This window comes from Solitalea lacus (assembly GCF_022014595.1).
Classification (GTDB): Bacteria; Bacteroidota; Bacteroidia; order Sphingobacteriales; family Sphingobacteriaceae; genus Solitalea; species Solitalea lacus.
Map to the genome: position 1 here is coordinate 1,200,870 of NZ_CP091740.1, position 15,908 is coordinate 1,216,777.

11 protein-coding genes are annotated in these 15,908 nt (G+C 36.3%); 7 read left to right on the forward strand and 4 right to left on the reverse strand.

Going from position 1 to position 15,908, the window contains the following annotated elements; translation table 11 throughout:
• Nucleotides 1-9: 9 nt before the first annotated feature.
• The 4 genes from L2B55_RS05130 to L2B55_RS05145 all read right to left on the reverse strand — a co-directional run bounded on the left by L2B55_RS05130 (nucleotide 10) and on the right by L2B55_RS05145 (nucleotide 4,891).
• Complete coding sequence (locus tag L2B55_RS05130) at nucleotides 10-1,266, reverse strand: sensor histidine kinase (protein WP_237849216.1); 1,257 nt, start codon at nucleotides 1,264-1,266, stop codon at nucleotides 10-12.
• Nucleotides 1,266-1,940 carry a response regulator transcription factor gene (locus tag L2B55_RS05135; RefSeq protein WP_237849218.1) on the reverse strand — a complete coding sequence of 225 codons (675 nt, stop codon included), beginning with the start codon at nucleotides 1,938-1,940 and terminating at the stop codon, nucleotides 1,266-1,268. Before L2B55_RS05135 ends, L2B55_RS05130 begins: the two co-directional genes overlap by 1 nt.
• Before the next feature lie 68 nt (nucleotides 1,941-2,008).
• Nucleotides 2,009-3,628, reverse strand: coding sequence for an ArnT family glycosyltransferase (locus L2B55_RS05140; RefSeq protein WP_237849219.1), 1,620 nt, complete (start codon nucleotides 3,626-3,628; stop codon nucleotides 2,009-2,011).
• A gap of 306 nt (nucleotides 3,629-3,934) precedes the next feature.
• Nucleotides 3,935-4,891: a M28 family metallopeptidase gene (locus tag L2B55_RS05145; RefSeq protein ID WP_237849220.1), complete on the reverse strand. Its 957-nt coding sequence runs from the start codon at nucleotides 4,889-4,891 to the stop codon at nucleotides 3,935-3,937.
• 478 nt (nucleotides 4,892-5,369) lie between these two features.
• Between L2B55_RS05145 and L2B55_RS05150 the strand changes: the two genes are divergently transcribed.
• The 7 genes from L2B55_RS05150 to L2B55_RS05180 all read left to right on the forward strand — a co-directional run bounded on the left by L2B55_RS05150 (nucleotide 5,370) and on the right by L2B55_RS05180 (nucleotide 15,908).
• Nucleotides 5,370-5,936, forward strand: a complete 567-nt coding sequence (locus L2B55_RS05150; protein ID WP_237849221.1) for an RNA polymerase sigma-70 factor — start codon at nucleotides 5,370-5,372, stop codon at nucleotides 5,934-5,936.
• 66 nt (nucleotides 5,937-6,002) lie between these two features.
• The gene (locus L2B55_RS05155) at nucleotides 6,003-7,196 is read left to right on the forward strand and encodes a FecR family protein (RefSeq protein ID WP_237849222.1); all 1,194 of its coding nucleotides are present in this window, start codon (nucleotides 6,003-6,005) and stop codon (nucleotides 7,194-7,196) included.
• A gap of 110 nt (nucleotides 7,197-7,306) precedes the next feature.
• Entirely contained in the window at nucleotides 7,307-10,684 is a 3,378-nt protein-coding gene (locus L2B55_RS05160) for a SusC/RagA family TonB-linked outer membrane protein (RefSeq protein ID WP_237849224.1), read from the forward strand.
• A gap of 11 nt (nucleotides 10,685-10,695) precedes the next feature.
• A complete protein-coding gene (locus L2B55_RS05165) occupies nucleotides 10,696-12,153 on the forward strand; it encodes a RagB/SusD family nutrient uptake outer membrane protein (RefSeq protein ID WP_237849225.1) in 1,458 nt (485 codons plus the stop codon).
• An 8-nt stretch (nucleotides 12,154-12,161) separates the two neighbouring features.
• Entirely contained in the window at nucleotides 12,162-12,935 is a 774-nt protein-coding gene (locus L2B55_RS05170; protein ID WP_237849226.1) for a DUF4843 domain-containing protein, read from the forward strand.
• Nucleotides 12,936-12,953: 18 nt separating this feature from the next.
• Nucleotides 12,954-14,483 (forward strand): PKD-like family lipoprotein, encoded by a 1,530-nt coding sequence (locus L2B55_RS05175; protein ID WP_237849227.1) that lies wholly within the window; start codon nucleotides 12,954-12,956, stop codon nucleotides 14,481-14,483.
• 63 nt (nucleotides 14,484-14,546) lie between these two features.
• A complete protein-coding gene (locus L2B55_RS05180; RefSeq protein WP_237849228.1) occupies nucleotides 14,547-15,908 on the forward strand; it encodes a TlpA disulfide reductase family protein in 1,362 nt (453 codons plus the stop codon).

Genomic DNA, 15,908 nt, shown 5'->3' on the forward strand with positions numbered 1-15,908 from the left:
CAATTAGCTTTAAATAAGGTTAATAGTAAAAATATGTTCTTGGTTGTCACTGTATTTATAGCTTAATTTAAAACCTGCTATTAAGCAGATTTCCTTAACAATTGCAAGCCCTAATCCTGTGCCTCCGTGAGCATTTTCTTTATAAAAACGTTGAAAAATATGATGTTCATTTAATGGTCCACGGTTGGAGTTATTACTAATAACTAGGCATGTTTTACTTAACTTTATTCTTATAGTGCCTTCATTATCCGTATATCTTATAGCATTATTTATCAGGTTGCTAATCATGATTTCTGCCAACTGAGGATGAAAGGGAATTTGTACTTCCGCTAAATCAGTTTCTAAAACTAACTTCTTAATTAATATAAACTCCTCTGTTTCCTGAACTTTTTGAATAATTATAGCTTTTAAATCGACTTTTTCTTTTAATAGAAATTGACGGTTTTCAAGTTTGGTTAAAAGCAATAGTGATTGATGCAGTTTACTTAATTTATGGGCAGAATTGTCAATGATCAACAATTGCTGCATTTCGCTATCATTTAAATCAGCTGATTGAATTAGGATTTCAATTTTTGAACGTATTACAGCTAATGGAGTTTGCATTTCGTGAGCCGCATTTTCAGTAAATGTTTTCAAGGAATGATAATCGGCATAAATCCGTGAAGTCATTTTATTGAGCCTCTCATTCAATAAATTAATTTCATCAATTGGTTCTGAAGGCAACTTTAAGGGTGTTTGTTGATTGAGATGATAACTTCCAATTCGATCAATTGTATTATAGAAGGGTTGTAATAACCGATTAACCACCCTACGGTTTATTATGAAGTTTGCTAATAAAACCAGTCCAATCATGCTTACAATAACAGGAATGATAAGCTTCATGAGATCTTCAAATTCAACTTCAGATTTATTTACCGTTACAGCATAGTTTATTCCGTCAACATTTATAGGGAAAATCAGTTGTCTGATGGGTTCGAATTCATCTTCAGCTTTGTTGTAAACAGAAATAGTTTGTTTTCTTTTTGTTGAGAGTGGTTCTGTTACTTTTTGATAGGTAACCCATTGATGCCTTGTGTTCGGAATCATAGGTAGCTTATGGTATAAAGAGGCATATCCTTCTATTTCCAGTTGTTCGGCTCTAAGGGTTTCATCTAATTGGCTATGAAGAATATAATGCAATAGAAAATAAAAGGCTATACTGCCTATTCCAAAAATTATAATAGTGACCCAGCTATTTATCAGGTTGTATTTTGTAAATAACTTCATTAAATAAGCATTTTATATCCCATTCCATACATGGATTTAATGCAATCTTCTCCACCGGCAGCTAAAATCTTTTTTCTAATATTTTTAATATGTGTATAAATGAAGTCATGATTATCAGCAAAGTCCCTGATGTCTCCCCATAAATGCTGTGCGATAGCATTTTTTGATAATACCTTGTTTTTATTAATCACCAGGAATAATAATAATTGAAACTCTTTGTTGGTTAACTCCAGTTCCTGGTCCAAAACTGTTACAGATTTGCCCAACAAATCAATACGCATGTCTCCTGCTTGTATGCTCGATTGCCCATTAAAATTTCGTCTGCGAATAATAGCTGCAATCCTAATACTTAGTTCCGAAAGGTGAAAAGGTTTGGTAAGGTAATCATCAGCTCCTAATTGAAGTCCTTCAAGTTTATCATCTAATGCATCTTTAGCCGAAATAATAATAACACCTTCTGTTTTCCCCTTCTTTTTTAAAAGCTTTAACAGGTCAAGGCCGGAACCGTCTGGAAGCATAATGTCTAAAACTATGCAATCATAATCATGTACTCCAATTTTATTATAAGCATCGTCGAAGGTATATACCGATTCACAAACAAAGTCATCGGCTGAAAGGTACTCAACCATGCTTTCGTTGAGGTAGGGCTCGTCCTCTATGATTAAAATTTTCAAAACCTATATTTTTAACCAAAATACTGAATAAATTATGGGAAAAAGTGTTTTGAGTAGATGTATTTTGATTAATTGTAATAAATCACCCATTTGTCTAAAGACTTCCGATTCCATTGCCCATTCATCAATAGTTTAATTTCTGGAGGTAATTCACTTTGGGTGACGATTACATTTTTTTTCTCCATAAGTTTTTTTAGATATGATATATCCCCTTGTTCATGCAAGTTGATCAAGTGTTTTTTCCAAGCGTTGGTTCTTTCGAATTGAGTTTCCCTTTTTAGCGAATTTTCAGTATTGTAAATTGAAATAATGTCAGTGTTAAGTTCAAATGCTAATGAGGGCAAAAACTTGTCATAAACCAATATGTTGGATCGATTTAAAGAATTAGCCTTAATAAAACTAGCAATTGGCCTAATAGAATTAGCTTTGAAACTATTATAATGTAAAAAAAAAGAGGAATACAAAAGAAGTGTTAATGCAAAGGAGATATTAAGTAGACCTATTGCTTTTTGTTCCTGCTTTACTAGTACACAAGTTAGTAAGCCTACTAAGAAAGCTATTGCAGGTACAAAATACAGCCATTCTGGTACAGTAAAATTGGTGTTAAAAAAGTTAAGAAGGCTGATTGCTAGGAAAATTAAGCAGTGGATTATGAAAATTACCCACTTCCAAATGGCATTTAATGCCTGGTCAAAATAGTAAGCTGTAACCAAGCTAAATCCAGAAGACAAGGGAAGAATGTATAGTGTTAACTTGGAACTTGAAATGGAGTAAACAATGAACGGAATTAATAGCCACCAAACAAGGATGTTATAGACTGTCTTTTGGTCGGAAAATGATTGTTGCGTTCTTTTAAAAATATTTTTAATGAAAAATGGAAACCAAGGCAAGGTAACCATTGGAAATACAAGGAGATAATAATAAAAGGGTTGGCTTCTTGAGAAAACCTCAGCATGAAAATAGCGATCAAACATGTGTTTGAGTATAAAGTATTGACCTAAGCCATTGTTGCTCCTGGTCACTAAATAAAACCATGAAAATGAAATGATTGTGAAAGCAGCAATTGCTATGAGGTACTGAAATTTAAATAATGGTGGCTTAGGTAATATCTTCATCATTCCAATCATTGCAAAAAAAGGGACTACAAAAACGGCATGGCCTTTAGTTAAAAATCCTAAAGCTGCTGCTACAGCGGTTATCCACAAGTATTTAGTTTGTTGAGTTTGGGAAAAACGAATCCATCCAAATATTGTCAATAATATAAATGTATTGAGGTATGCATCAGTAGTTAAGGTGCGGACAGAAATCAAAACAATAGGCAAGGTGGCATATATTAAAGCTGCATATTTGGCAATCTTAGGTTGAGAAAATAATGACAATGAGATTATAAATATCAAATATACTTGCACAGCGTAAGCCACAACTAAAAAAAATCGGGCAGCAAAAGAACTCACTCCAAATAGTTGAAAGCTTAATGTGGTTATCCAATAAGTTAGCGGTGGTTTATGGAAGTGATGAATGTCCAATAAGGTTGGTTCCACCCAGTTTTTTGAATGAAACATTTCTCTGGCAATTTCTGCATAACGGGCTTCACTGGTTTCTAGCACCCCCCATAGCCCATTAGTTAACAACATAACTGTTGTGAAAACAAAAAGTAATGCAAAATAATCCCTTAAGTAATTTTTCATTGGTTTATACTAATGGATTATAAATGTTGAGTATATAAATAATGCTTTAAGCGGATGTTTGTTCATAAATTAATCTGCTTATTACCTGTTTTCACAATTGGCTAGTAAAATTTGGAGTTATTGTTGTTTTGATTGCATTTAGTGATTGTATTGAAGCTACAAATGAATTCTGTTAGAATTCTGAAGTTGCTGACGGTGAAAGCTCGCATAATTGAAAGATTAGATGTTCCATTATATCAATATAGCGTTCTGAGCTTTGTATGGTCAATATGCAGGTAAAAAAAAGCTTTTTGTTCTATACGAAACCTAATTCTGATTAATAAATGAGATAGGATTAGACACATTGGCCATATGCACAATAGCTTTGTAAATGTACTCACAAACCTGCTTTTCACCTTTAATATTAATCAACGAGATTACATCTTCGGGAGTATGGTACTGAGGGTGCCCTCCGGTATGCAGGCCTAATACTGAGATGTTCTTTTTATAAAAGGAAACATGATCGGAACCTCCAACTTCACCAGCATGCACAATAGGATTTAAATTACATTCGGCACCTAGTCCTTTCATCAGTTCCATGCCGCTATTAAAGGTTCCGGCACCGCCCATATAGATCTCTCTTTTTTCATTTAAGCGGCCTACCATATCCATATTCATCATTAACTTAATGCTTTCCAACGGCACAGTTGGGTGTGAGGTGAAATATTTTGAGCCTAACAAACCTTGTTCTTCGGCACCAAAAGCTATGATTATAATACTTCGTTTCAGCTGATTGCGGTTAGCACTTAATTTTTCGCCTATCTCCAGCAGTGCAGCTGTGCCACTGGCGTTATCATCAGCTCCTGGGTGAATAGCTACGGTATCTTTCTTTTTTGACGAAGGCCCACCCATACCAATATGATCGCAATGAGCTCCCAGTACAATGTACTCTCTCTTCAATTGAGGGTCTGATCCCTCAATTACTCCAATTACATTCCATGTTTTAACAACCGGAGTATCAAGTACGCCTTTTTTTACTTTCAGTTTCGCTTTAAAAGGCTGACGATAAGTGCTGTTTATTTTGGAGATACCAGATTTTCGGAAATCTTCAATCAGATAGTTTACCACTTTGCGATTCTCTGCCGTTCCCGGATAACGGCCTTTGTTTTCTTTGGCTGCTAAAAACTCAATGTGCTGCTTGATTTCATCTTCTGTAATGTCGGCTTGAGCCAGCAAGTTCTTAAACGGAACTAAAAAAAGTAATGCAGTTAACAGTAATCTCATAGGTTGCGAAAATATTAAAAAAGCAGTAGTTGAATTTCTACTTCTGAAATTCTTTTTGCCGGAAAGGTTATCAGTTTTTAGTTAGCAGCAGGAGGAGTTTGAAAATTAATGTTAAATTCTTGTCACCCTATTGGTTATTTATTGTGACTATTAAAAAGAAGGAACTTCGTTATTCAAAAAATGGTTAAAAATTCTTCATATAATCAAAACCAAAGGAAGAGTGATTCTCTTAACGGCAGCATTGCTGCCGTTTTCTCCTTGGCTAAGTTAATTTAAGTGCAAAAGTTTTAATTATTGGTTTTGTATACTTCTTTTGGTTTTTAGTGAGATATTGATTTTTTAACAAATTGTTATTTATTTTCAATTTTATTGATTTTTTTTAAAAAAATCGCAGGCGTTATTGTTTAGTTTGTAAAATTGAGTCATATTGCCGGCTGTGATTTTATAGTTTTATCCAGGATAATTTTTAACCAATGTTATGGAGCAAATGTTAGAAGCAAACATAACGATTACTCATTTTGAAGAGTTTTTCCATAAACATTATAAATTTTTATGTCTTGTAAGTGCACAAATTGTGGGAGATCTTGATGTCTCCAAAGATCTTGTTCAAGAATTTTATATAGATTTTTGGAGACGCCGGGATACAATTCAATTGTCAAGCACTTTTCAAGCCTATGCAGTTCGGGCTGTAAAAAATTTAGCTGTTTCTTATATACGTAAACAGGAATCCCTGGAAGCTAAAAGAAACTTTCTGGAAACTATTGATTGTTTCGATCCTCAGGCAGATACTGAGAATTTGTTTAATAAAGAGAGCCTTGATACTAAGATCAATGCTTCCATTGATAAGTTACCCAAAGAATGCAGAAATATATTTCTGCTGCACAATCTTGAAGGATTGAGCTATGCTCAAATTGCTGAGCGTAATAATATTTCTATTAATACAGTTAAAACTCAAATGAAAAGGGCATATGCCTTTTTACGCACTGATTTAGCTGAACAATCAATTAATTTGTTGATTATATATTTCTGGTTATCAAAGCTTTAGAAATAATTTCTTTTTTTCTTAAAAGTTTTGTCACCCTCCATTCTCTATTTCTCGACTTATTTTCAGATGATGAATAAACCAAACAATACCGGTAACCCGGAGTGGGAGCAAGTTCTTTGTGCTTTAGCGCAAGGAGATGAAATAAATCCTGATCGGCTTAATCAATTGAGTGATGAAGAAAGAGGATTTATTGCAGAACTGGTGGATAAAAGACAATTAACTAAGGCGGTATCTCAGCTACATGAAATTGATTTACAAAAAGATTGGCTGGCTGTTAAAACTCAAGTTGATAGATTGAATGCATCTGGGAGAGTATTCCAATTAAAGAACTGGTTGTTGCATTATGCTGCAGTGTTAATATTGCCATTAACCATTTTGGGTGCATTATATTTTGGATTAAAGAATAATGATAAGATAGCACAAAGCTCTACTGTTGCCCAAAAGGAAGCCGGAGATCGCGGAAAAGCAACATTAATTCTTGGTGATGGGAAAAAAGTGGAGTTAACCGCTAATCAGGTTATCACAAACTCCGACGGCGCAAGAATTCGGTCTGATTCTTCAAATGCTTTAGTTTATGAGTCGGAGCAAAATGTTGGTGACAAGGCTAGTTATAATACACTTATAATTCCTAAAGGCGGATCATACAAATTAATGCTGGAGGATGGAACGGAGATTTGGGTAAATGCTGATTCCCGTTTAAAGTATCAGGTGAATTTTGATGTGACCAAAACCAGAGAAGTGTTTCTTGAAAGTGGCGAGGCTTATTTTAAAGTGGCCAAAAATCCGGATAAACCTTTCATTGTTCACAATAGAAATATGGACATCCGAGTGTTGGGTACGTCATTTAATGTAAATGCCTATTCTAAAAGCATTCAAACTACTCTAGTTGAAGGCAAGGTAAAGATAAGTGTTAATAATAGTCAGAATTTGGATTTAACACCAGGACAACAGGCAAGTTTTGATGAGTTAACAGGAAGCCTTGAGAAACAGGATGTGGATGTGTATTCGTTTGTTGCCTGGAAGGATGACATTATTGCCTTTGATAATGTTACAATGGAGGGCTTAATGGAGCAAATAGGCCGTTTATATGACTACGATATTCAATTTAAAGACGAAAGCTTAAAGAAATTGCATTATTCGGGCAGCGCTGATAAGTCAGAGTCTGTACGAGATGTATTAAATATCATTCAAAGAACTTCAAATCTTCAGTTCACCATAAAAGAAAGGAGCATTATAATAGAAAAAATGAAGAGAAAATAATAAAGTCGGGCAATGTTGCCTCATCGCCCGACTAGGTAAGTTTTCATAAATCATTTGCTTTGACCGAGCAACAAGGATTTATTGTGTTTAACTCAACCAGTCCAAATCTAATGAAAAAAGTTTACGAAAAAACTATTCCAATTTCAAACACATTAAAAGACAGTTTCAAAAAAGCCAGTTTTTTGGTTTTATTGCTTTTTGCCTTTTCTGCTAACATGATGGCTCAATCACTTCCCAAAGTAAGCCTTAATGTTAAAGGTGCTCAAGTATCGAAAGTTATTGCTGCTCTTAAGAAGCAAGTTAAATTTCATATTGTTTATAATCACGAAGAAGTAAATGTCCTGCCTAAGGTAACAATGAAAGTAAAGGACCAACCGCTTGAAAAGGTGTTGGAGCAAATACTTACTGGTTCTAATTTAGAATATACAGTACAATCAAATACAGTTATCATTGGTCCGAAACAGTTGAGGGATGATAAGGCCTCTGTTGTACGCAAAAAGTTAGCCATATCTGGGGTGGTTGTTGATGAGGATAAAAGGCCTCTGTATTATGCGAGTATTGGTGAGATAGGTTCAACTAATGGGACTTTTACTGACGCAAATGGACATTTTGAATTGAGCGTATCGGAGAATGCCGTTCTCAGTATTACTTATTTAGGAATGATTCCTTTAAAAGTTTCGGTAGCAGGTAAAACTAACTTCAATAATATAGTAATGAAGTTAAATAGTGTGGGGATAAAGGAAGTAGTTGTATCTACTGGTATTTTTAAAAAGACAGATCAGAGCTTTACAGGAGCTTCAACCACCGTTACCGCTAAAGAATTACAACAATTTGGTAACCGAAATATTATTACCGCACTTCGAAATATAGATCCTTCATTTAATATTGTTGAAAGCAATGTTTTTGGCTCCAATCCAAACCGTTTACCAGAGATTCAGATTAGAGGTAATTCAAGTTTGCCTAATGTGAACGACTTACAAGACCAAACGCGAGTTGGATTAAATACCCCACTAATTATTTTGGATGGCTTTCAATCTACGCTTCAAAAAATGTTGGATATCAACGAAAATGAGGTGGAATCGATAACCATTTTAAAGGATGCTTCAGCTACGGCTATCTATGGATCAAGAGGAGCTAACGGTGTGGTTGTGATTACAACCAAGGCTCCTGCTGCAGGTAAACTTAGAATAAATTATCGTGGAGATGTTAATGTTGAGGCTCCAGATTTAAGTGCTTATAGTGTTTTGGATGCTAGAGATAAACTGGCTTTGGAAGAAGCTGTAGGGTTATATAACAATGCTAGGGCTGAAAATGATGTTCCATTAAAACGTTACTATGGATTCCTTTTAAATGAAGTTAATAGTGGTGTTAATACTTACTGGTTGTCCAAACCCTTAACAACTGGAGTAGGTCAACGCCATAACATTCGCTTAGAAGGAGGAGACCAAACTTTTCGTTATTCGGCGTCTATGCAACTGAATGATATTAAGGGAGTAATGAAAGAGTCGGGGCGTAAAACATATAATGGTACCATTAACTTGTCTTATACTTATAAGAAGGTAAGATTTAGTAATAATTTAATGATTGTGGACGGAAATTCGGCCAATTCTCCTTATGGTGATTTTAGCGAATACGTTCGTATGAACCCATACTGGCGAGCTTATGATGAAAATGGTAATGTGATCAAGTTTTTAGGTAATCCCGGAAACCAAGATTATTCAAATCGCTGGTCAACATTGCCAACAAATCCATTATATAACGCAACGCTCAACGTTTTTGATAAAACCAAAAACGCTGAACTAACTAACAATACTTCAATAGAATTACCAATTCTTCAAGATTTAATTGTAAGAGGACGTGTAGGGATAACAAAAGGGCAAAGTCAAACAGACAAATTCAGGCCTGCCGAGCATACGGCATTTGCAAATTATACCGATATCGACATTTTCAGAAAAGGAGATTATAGCTATAGTGTTGCAAACAGTTTGTCATATGATGCATCGGTGAACTTAAGTTATTCAAAAACTTTTGAGAATAACAATACATTATTTGGCGGCCTTGACTATAACGTTCGTCAAAGTCAGGCGTCGGGCTATAGTTTTTTGGCGGAAGGTTTTACAAATGCAAACCTCGACTTTATTTCAATGGCTCAGCAATATGCTAAGGACGGAAAGCCTACCGGTTCTGAAGGTCTTTCGAGAGCAGTTGGCATAACAGGAAACATAAACTATATATACGATAACCGATACTTTGTTGACGGATCAATGCGTATTGACGGATCTTCACAATTTGGGTCTAAGAAAAGATTTGCGCCATTCTGGTCTGCGGGTTTGGGATGGAATATGCATAATGAGAACTTTTTGAAAAACTCTAAAGTGATCAACCGATTAAAGATTCGCGGTTCATTTGGTTTAACCGGTTCGCAGAACTTTAGTTCATATCAGGCACTTTCTTCTTATCGCTATTATACTGATGATCGCTACTTCAATTGGAATGGCTCTTATTTAATGGGGCTTGGAAACGAAGATTTGAAGTGGCAACAAACAATGAATTATGACATTGGTATTGATGGTGAGTTTTTGGATAGAAGACTAAAATTAACTGCTGATTACTACATTGAAAAAACCAATGACTTAGTTTCTTCTGTTAATCTTCCTGCATCTAATGGATTTACCAGTTATATCGAAAACATTGGTAAAATGGAGAACAGAGGTTTAGAATTAAAGGCCACAGCTTTTCTAATCCGTAATATGGACCGTGCCTTCACCTGGAGCGTTACAATGGCCATGATTCATAATAAAAATAAGATAGTTCAAATTTCTCAGGCATTAAAAGATGCACAAAAGGCAATTGAAAATTCAACCGGTGCAGCGCCAAGTACTTTATATAGAGAAGGCTTTTCAACTAATGCTATTTGGGTTGTTCCTTCGTTGGGTATTGATCCAAGTACAGGGAAAGAGCTTTATTTAGGAAAAGATGGATTGCCAACTTATACCTGGAGTCCAGCTAATCTTGAAGCTGTTGGATCAACTGAGCCTGTTATCCGAGGTAATTTCAGTACTATGGTTCGGTATAAGAACTTATCACTGAATGCCGCATTTGGTTACCGCACAGGAGGACAGTTATACAATCAGACATTGATTGATAAGGTTGAAAATGCCAATTATAACTATAATGTTGATTCTCGCGTGTATGACAATCGGTGGAAAAACCCTGGTGATAACGCTGCATTTAAAGGATTATTAGTTACTGCGGCAACCAGCAGGACTTCGCGTTTTGTTCAGGATGAGGGGACTATTAATTGTCAGAATATCAATTTAATGTATGACTTAAGGTCGAAGTATTTGAACAAACATCTTGGTTTGGATATTCTTTCGGTTTCTGCAAGTGTAGCTGATGCATTTTATATCTCTACCGTTAGGCAGGAACGTGGTACCCAGTATCCATTCTCCAGACAGTTCTCATTAAGAATTAGTACAACATTTTAATCTAGGATAGGATGAAAAATCTAAAATATATTATCGTTGCCGTGCTAGCCTTGATAAGCACTTCCTGTAAGGATTTTTTAACGGTAAATCCTAAAACAGAGATGACCCAGGATGTGCTTTTTTCAACAGAAGCAGGATTTAAAGATGCTTTAAGCGGCGTTTACATTCAGATGAAGGGCTCTGATGCTTATGGTATGGCGATGACCATGGGTACAATTGAGCAGATCATCTCAAGTTGGGATGTGACGGCCAATAGCACGCCACAGAAATTAGGTCTTTTTAATTATACGGATGCTGGTGTTGAAGGATCACTAGCCACTATTTATGCTGCAGAATATAAAATTATAGCTAGCATTAACGCGATTTTGAATCATGTTGATGAAAGAAAGGATGTTTTTAACACACCTGGTATGTACGAAACCATTAAGGCAGAATGCTTGGCATTACGTGCTTATTGTCACTTAGACCTTTTGCGCTTATTTGGACCTATTCCTACAGATCCAAGCACTGGAAACATGTTGGCGTATGTTACAGTACTTTCTAAGAATCCTAATCAGTTAATTCCTTTTTCCCAATATCAGGAATTATTATTAAAAGACTTGACCGAAGCAGAAGCTCTACTGAAAGATATCGATCCGATTACTCAATACTCATTGGTTCAACTACGAGATCCTCGTGCGACAGCTGCGTTCAATCCTGCCGATACTTATTTAGCTTATCGTTATTACCGCATGAACTACTATGCCGTAAAGGCGTTACAAGCTCGTGCTTATTTGTGGTTCAATAATAAAGAGAAGGCATATGAATGCGCTAAATTGGTTATTGATGCCAAAAATAATGATGGTTCTGCAAAGTTTCGTTTAGGTACAGCGGTCGATATGACTAACAAGGATTATGTGCTCACTTGTGAACACATTTGCGGTTTGTATGATTTCAATCTGTATACAAAATATGTTGGAAACTTTGCAAATGGTTTATTGAAAAAAGGTTCGACAGCTACCTCCATTAACACTCAGCTATTTGGCAATACTGGAACTGACATTCGTGAGGCCAATATGTGGGAGCTCATTACTTTAGCCAATCAATCTAAGTGCTATGTGTTGAAGAAATATCAAATGGTGGAGAAGCCTACCAATTTGGCAAGTGATTTTAAGCAGATTCCGTTATTGCGTATCAGTGAAATGTACATGATTGCCATTGAAGCGGGAGCCTCTGCTGATGCACAAGCATTATGGAATACGTTCCGCACATCCAGAAATATTGCAGTTACTAATTTACCTGCCGACCCAACTGCATTAAAATATGAATTGTTGAAGGAGTACCGAAAAGAGTTTTATGGAGAGGGTCAGGCATTTTTTGCCTATAAACGTGTAAACGCACCAAAGGCAAACATGTTGTTTGTTCCAGCTGCAGCTACCGTTAACTACTTAATTCCATTGCCTAAAACGGAAACCATTAACCTTAATTAATCTAACGAATGAAAAAAATAAAATATTTCGTGGTGGCTCTGGCTTTATTAGGCCTGGCTTCTTGTAAGGAAGATGATTATTACCTCTTTAATGATGTGGCAAGGTTGCAGTTTGGTCCGGATATAACAAGAATTTATCAACCCAGCTTTAACCTGGCAGATACCTTAAAGCCCTATACTTTCTATTACGAAAATCCGGATGTAAAGCAGGATACGGTGTTTTTTGATATATATGCTATCGGTGGAACGTCATCAAAAGATCGCAGCTTTACACTTGAACAAGTACAGGAAAGTGGTGTTAATAACGCTGTTGCCGGAACGCATTATCTGGCTTTTGCCAATCCTGCGGTTAGTAAAAACTATGTGATTAAAGCAGGTCAGATTCACAGTTTGGTTCCGGTAATTATATTGCGTGATCCTTCTTTAAAAAGCGCAAATGTAACATTGAAGTTTAATGTTGTTGTTAATGAGAATTTTCAGCTTGGAGAAGCTAAGAATCTATGGCGAAAAATTGATTTAACAGATCGACTAAGTCAGCCGGCAGCCTGGAATGCATCCGCAACTCAATTTTATTATGGTAAGTATAGTACTGTTAAACATCAATTCATGATCCAAAGTACCAATCAAAAATGGGATCAGGAATTCATGGCGACGCTTCCTAATGATTATGCTTTGCTTCAGTATTATACGGGCACACTTAAAAATGCTTTGGTTAATTACAATAATGCTCATCCGGGAAATATGCTCAGAGATGAAATGGGTGACCTGGTTGTATTTCCATAACTCTAAAGATGTTATCTCATGAAGAAATTATATACAGTATTTAGTCTTGCAATGATCTTCATCATTGCAAGTTGTTCTGAAGATATTGGTAATTATGAATATTCACCTGTAGAAGTAATTACTATTAAGGGTATCGATAATTCATACACGAAACTTTCAGGGGTGGAAAGAATCACTTTAGATCCTGAAGTTTCAACAACAGCTAATGATGCCGATTTTGAATATTTCTGGGGTATCTATGAGACCAATGTTCAGGGTTATGCTCCGAAAATTGACACTATCGCTAAAACTAAAGCCTTAGACTATTTAATTAAGCAGCCTGCTAAAGGTTGGGTGTTGGTTTTTCGGGCTAAAAATAAAAAGACAGGATATTTTCAATATGTAACCTCCTCAGTAAACGTTGTAACACAATATACTCGTGGTTGGTACGTGGTGAAAGACGACGGAACTCAAACAGATGTGGATTTGTTTAAAAACCCTACGAACATTATTCCGGAAACGAAGGTGGAGAACGTGTTTAGTTTGGTAAATGGTAAAAAGCTAAATGGAAAGGCATCTCTTTTCAGTTTTCTTACAGCTTACAAATCAAGTGTTACCGGTGTGCTTGGAAATACACGGGCTCTATTTGTAGTGAGTGATAATGATGCAACAGTGGTTGATATCAACACCTTTAAAGAAATCAGAGGTTTTAATAGTTTGTTTTATGAGTCACCATCAAACAAAGCTCCCAACTTTGTTACTTTCGCTTCTCAGGCCAACTACTTTGTGAACGACGGGCAGGTTTACGCGATTTATACCATGAGTGCCAATACAGGACAATTTGGAGTGAGAAAGATGAGGGATAACTTAAATACTCCTTATAAAGTATCCAAGTACTTTATGACTTATGGTTTTAGCGATCCGATTTTCTTTGATGAAACCAGCAGCTCTTTTATATCTTCTGGAGCAACCGGTAATATGGTGAACGCTGTTTCAGATGCTGCTGCAACAAAGATGAAGGCGAATAATAACAATAAGAAGTTATTGTTCATGGGTAATAAAAACACTGCTCCTTTTTCGGGCTATGCAGTATTTCAGGATAAAACCGATCCGAATTTGAAGATCCTATCTTCGATTACGCCCGCTTTGCCTAATCTAACTATTATAAACGATACGCTAAAGGTTGCCGATAAGCTCTATAATGCCACCAACTATACGCTTTTACAAGGCGATGAAAATATGCTTTACTTTACCGTTGGCAATCAGGTATGGTCGCGCAATTTGTCGAACAAGTTTGAGCAGTTGCAATACACTGTGCCTGCAGGAGAAGAAATAACTTTTATCCGCCACCGAAAATATACCGGATCGGGTGCTGAAGCTCCATACTCATACAATTACGTAATGGTCGGGACGAAAATAGGGGCCAATTACAAAGTGCGCATGTTTACCAAAACATCCGGCAATCTATCGGCAAATCCGGTGTTTACCTTGGATGGAACAGGCTCGGTTGGTGATGTAATTTATATTTCACCGTCAATTAGTGAATCAACTTATACCAATACATTTTAACCATAAACCAATGGTGGCAGCTAGTCTGCCACCATTAAAAAGCGCAATTTAACCTCATAATATATGAAGAAATTATTAAGGCAAGCGGCCTTTGTCGCTTGTGGGTGGATGATTACTGCCCAAGCTTTTGCAGATGAAGGCATTAAAACTGTAGTTCAAGGCTCAGTATCCGGAGTTGCTGTAAAAAAGATATACCTGCATAAGCGTGAGCAAATGGTCCGTGTAAGTTTATCTGATAGTGTTGAAAATGGACAGTTTCAACTGGCTTTGAATTTGAAGGAACCTGCATTTTTTATGGTAGGTACTGGTACAAGGGAATTGCCGGGCTTCTTTGTATACCTGAATCCTGGTGATAACCTAACTATGAAGGTAGAAAATGGAAGGTTTGTGATGAGTGGTAAGGGCAGTGAGATTAATCAATTGTTGTATGATTTAGATAAAAACTTTCCGTATATCTCCAATAGTGATGTGACAGGAGTTTATAAGAGTCGTGTAAATGCCATTAATCAATCTACCAACGAAGAAGTTGTTCGTAACAAAGCATTATTGCAGGGTAATGCGCAAGGAGAATATCTGAATCGAGTTTATGGATCGTTAATCAACGAAAAGGTGTTTGGTGCAACGGATGATGTTAAAGTGGTGAATTTTACTGATTTGAACATCCCCTTATTGCCTGAAATTGAGGTTTATGAGAACTGGAGACAAACGATCCAGGAGCTCATGTACAGCAAAATGAAAGCAGGCCAGTTAAAGATTCGTAACATGAACACTTGGGTGGCCGATTTTGGTGGTGCTATTGAGAATCAAAAGTTAAGAGAGGATTTCATGGTGGCTTCTATTGAATATGCGGTTTTGTTGGGTGATTTCACTTCTATCAATGCGGTGATTAAAGAAGCGTTGCCGTTAATTAAGAACCCTAAGAATGTTGTTAAAATCAACGCTTTGCAACCAAAAATTGCAGCAGGCTTGAGTCGCTACAAAGATGTAATGCCGGGTACTGATATGAGTGCTTTCACTTTCCATGATGTGAATGGCAAACAGGTAGCCCTCAGCGATTACAAAGGAAAATTCATCTTCATCGATATCTGGAACACAGGCTGCCATCCTTGCATCGCTGAAATTCCTTACATAAAGAAAATGGAGCACGAACTGCAAGGCAAAGACATTGTTTTTGTTTCAATCTCTTGCGATACAGAGGCTGATGTATGGAAAAAATTTTTGGAGAAGCGTAATCTACTGGGAACTCCACAATTGTTAATGGGTAGCGGATTTAAGGATCCGTTTTTTGAGAAAATTCAAAAATCAGGTATTCCTCGCTTTGTCATCATTGATAAAGAAGGCAAAATGGTGGATTACAATAGCTGTAAGCGTCCTTCTAATCCATTGTTGAATATTTACTTAAATGAATTGCTAAACAAATCATAA

Coding starts and splice junctions, on each gene's coding strand:
- L2B55_RS05150 (WP_237849221.1), top strand. CDS start 5,370: ATGGAGCAAATGTTAGAAGCAAACATAACGATTACTCATTTTGAAGAG.
- L2B55_RS05140 (WP_237849219.1), bottom strand. CDS start 3,628: ATGAAAAATTACTTAAGGGATTATTTTGCATTACTTTTTGTTTTCACA.
- L2B55_RS05170 (WP_237849226.1), top strand. CDS start 12,162: ATGAAAAAAATAAAATATTTCGTGGTGGCTCTGGCTTTATTAGGCCTG.
- L2B55_RS05180 (WP_237849228.1), top strand. CDS start 14,547: ATGAAGAAATTATTAAGGCAAGCGGCCTTTGTCGCTTGTGGGTGGATG.
- L2B55_RS05130 (WP_237849216.1), bottom strand. CDS start 1,266: ATGAAGTTATTTACAAAATACAACCTGATAAATAGCTGGGTCACTATT.
- L2B55_RS05165 (WP_237849225.1), top strand. CDS start 10,696: ATGAAAAATCTAAAATATATTATCGTTGCCGTGCTAGCCTTGATAAGC.
- L2B55_RS05145 (WP_237849220.1), bottom strand. CDS start 4,891: ATGAGATTACTGTTAACTGCATTACTTTTTTTAGTTCCGTTTAAGAAC.
- L2B55_RS05160 (WP_237849224.1), top strand. CDS start 7,307: ATGAAAAAAGTTTACGAAAAAACTATTCCAATTTCAAACACATTAAAA.
- L2B55_RS05175 (WP_237849227.1), top strand. CDS start 12,954: ATGAAGAAATTATATACAGTATTTAGTCTTGCAATGATCTTCATCATT.
- L2B55_RS05155 (WP_237849222.1), top strand. CDS start 6,003: ATGATGAATAAACCAAACAATACCGGTAACCCGGAGTGGGAGCAAGTT.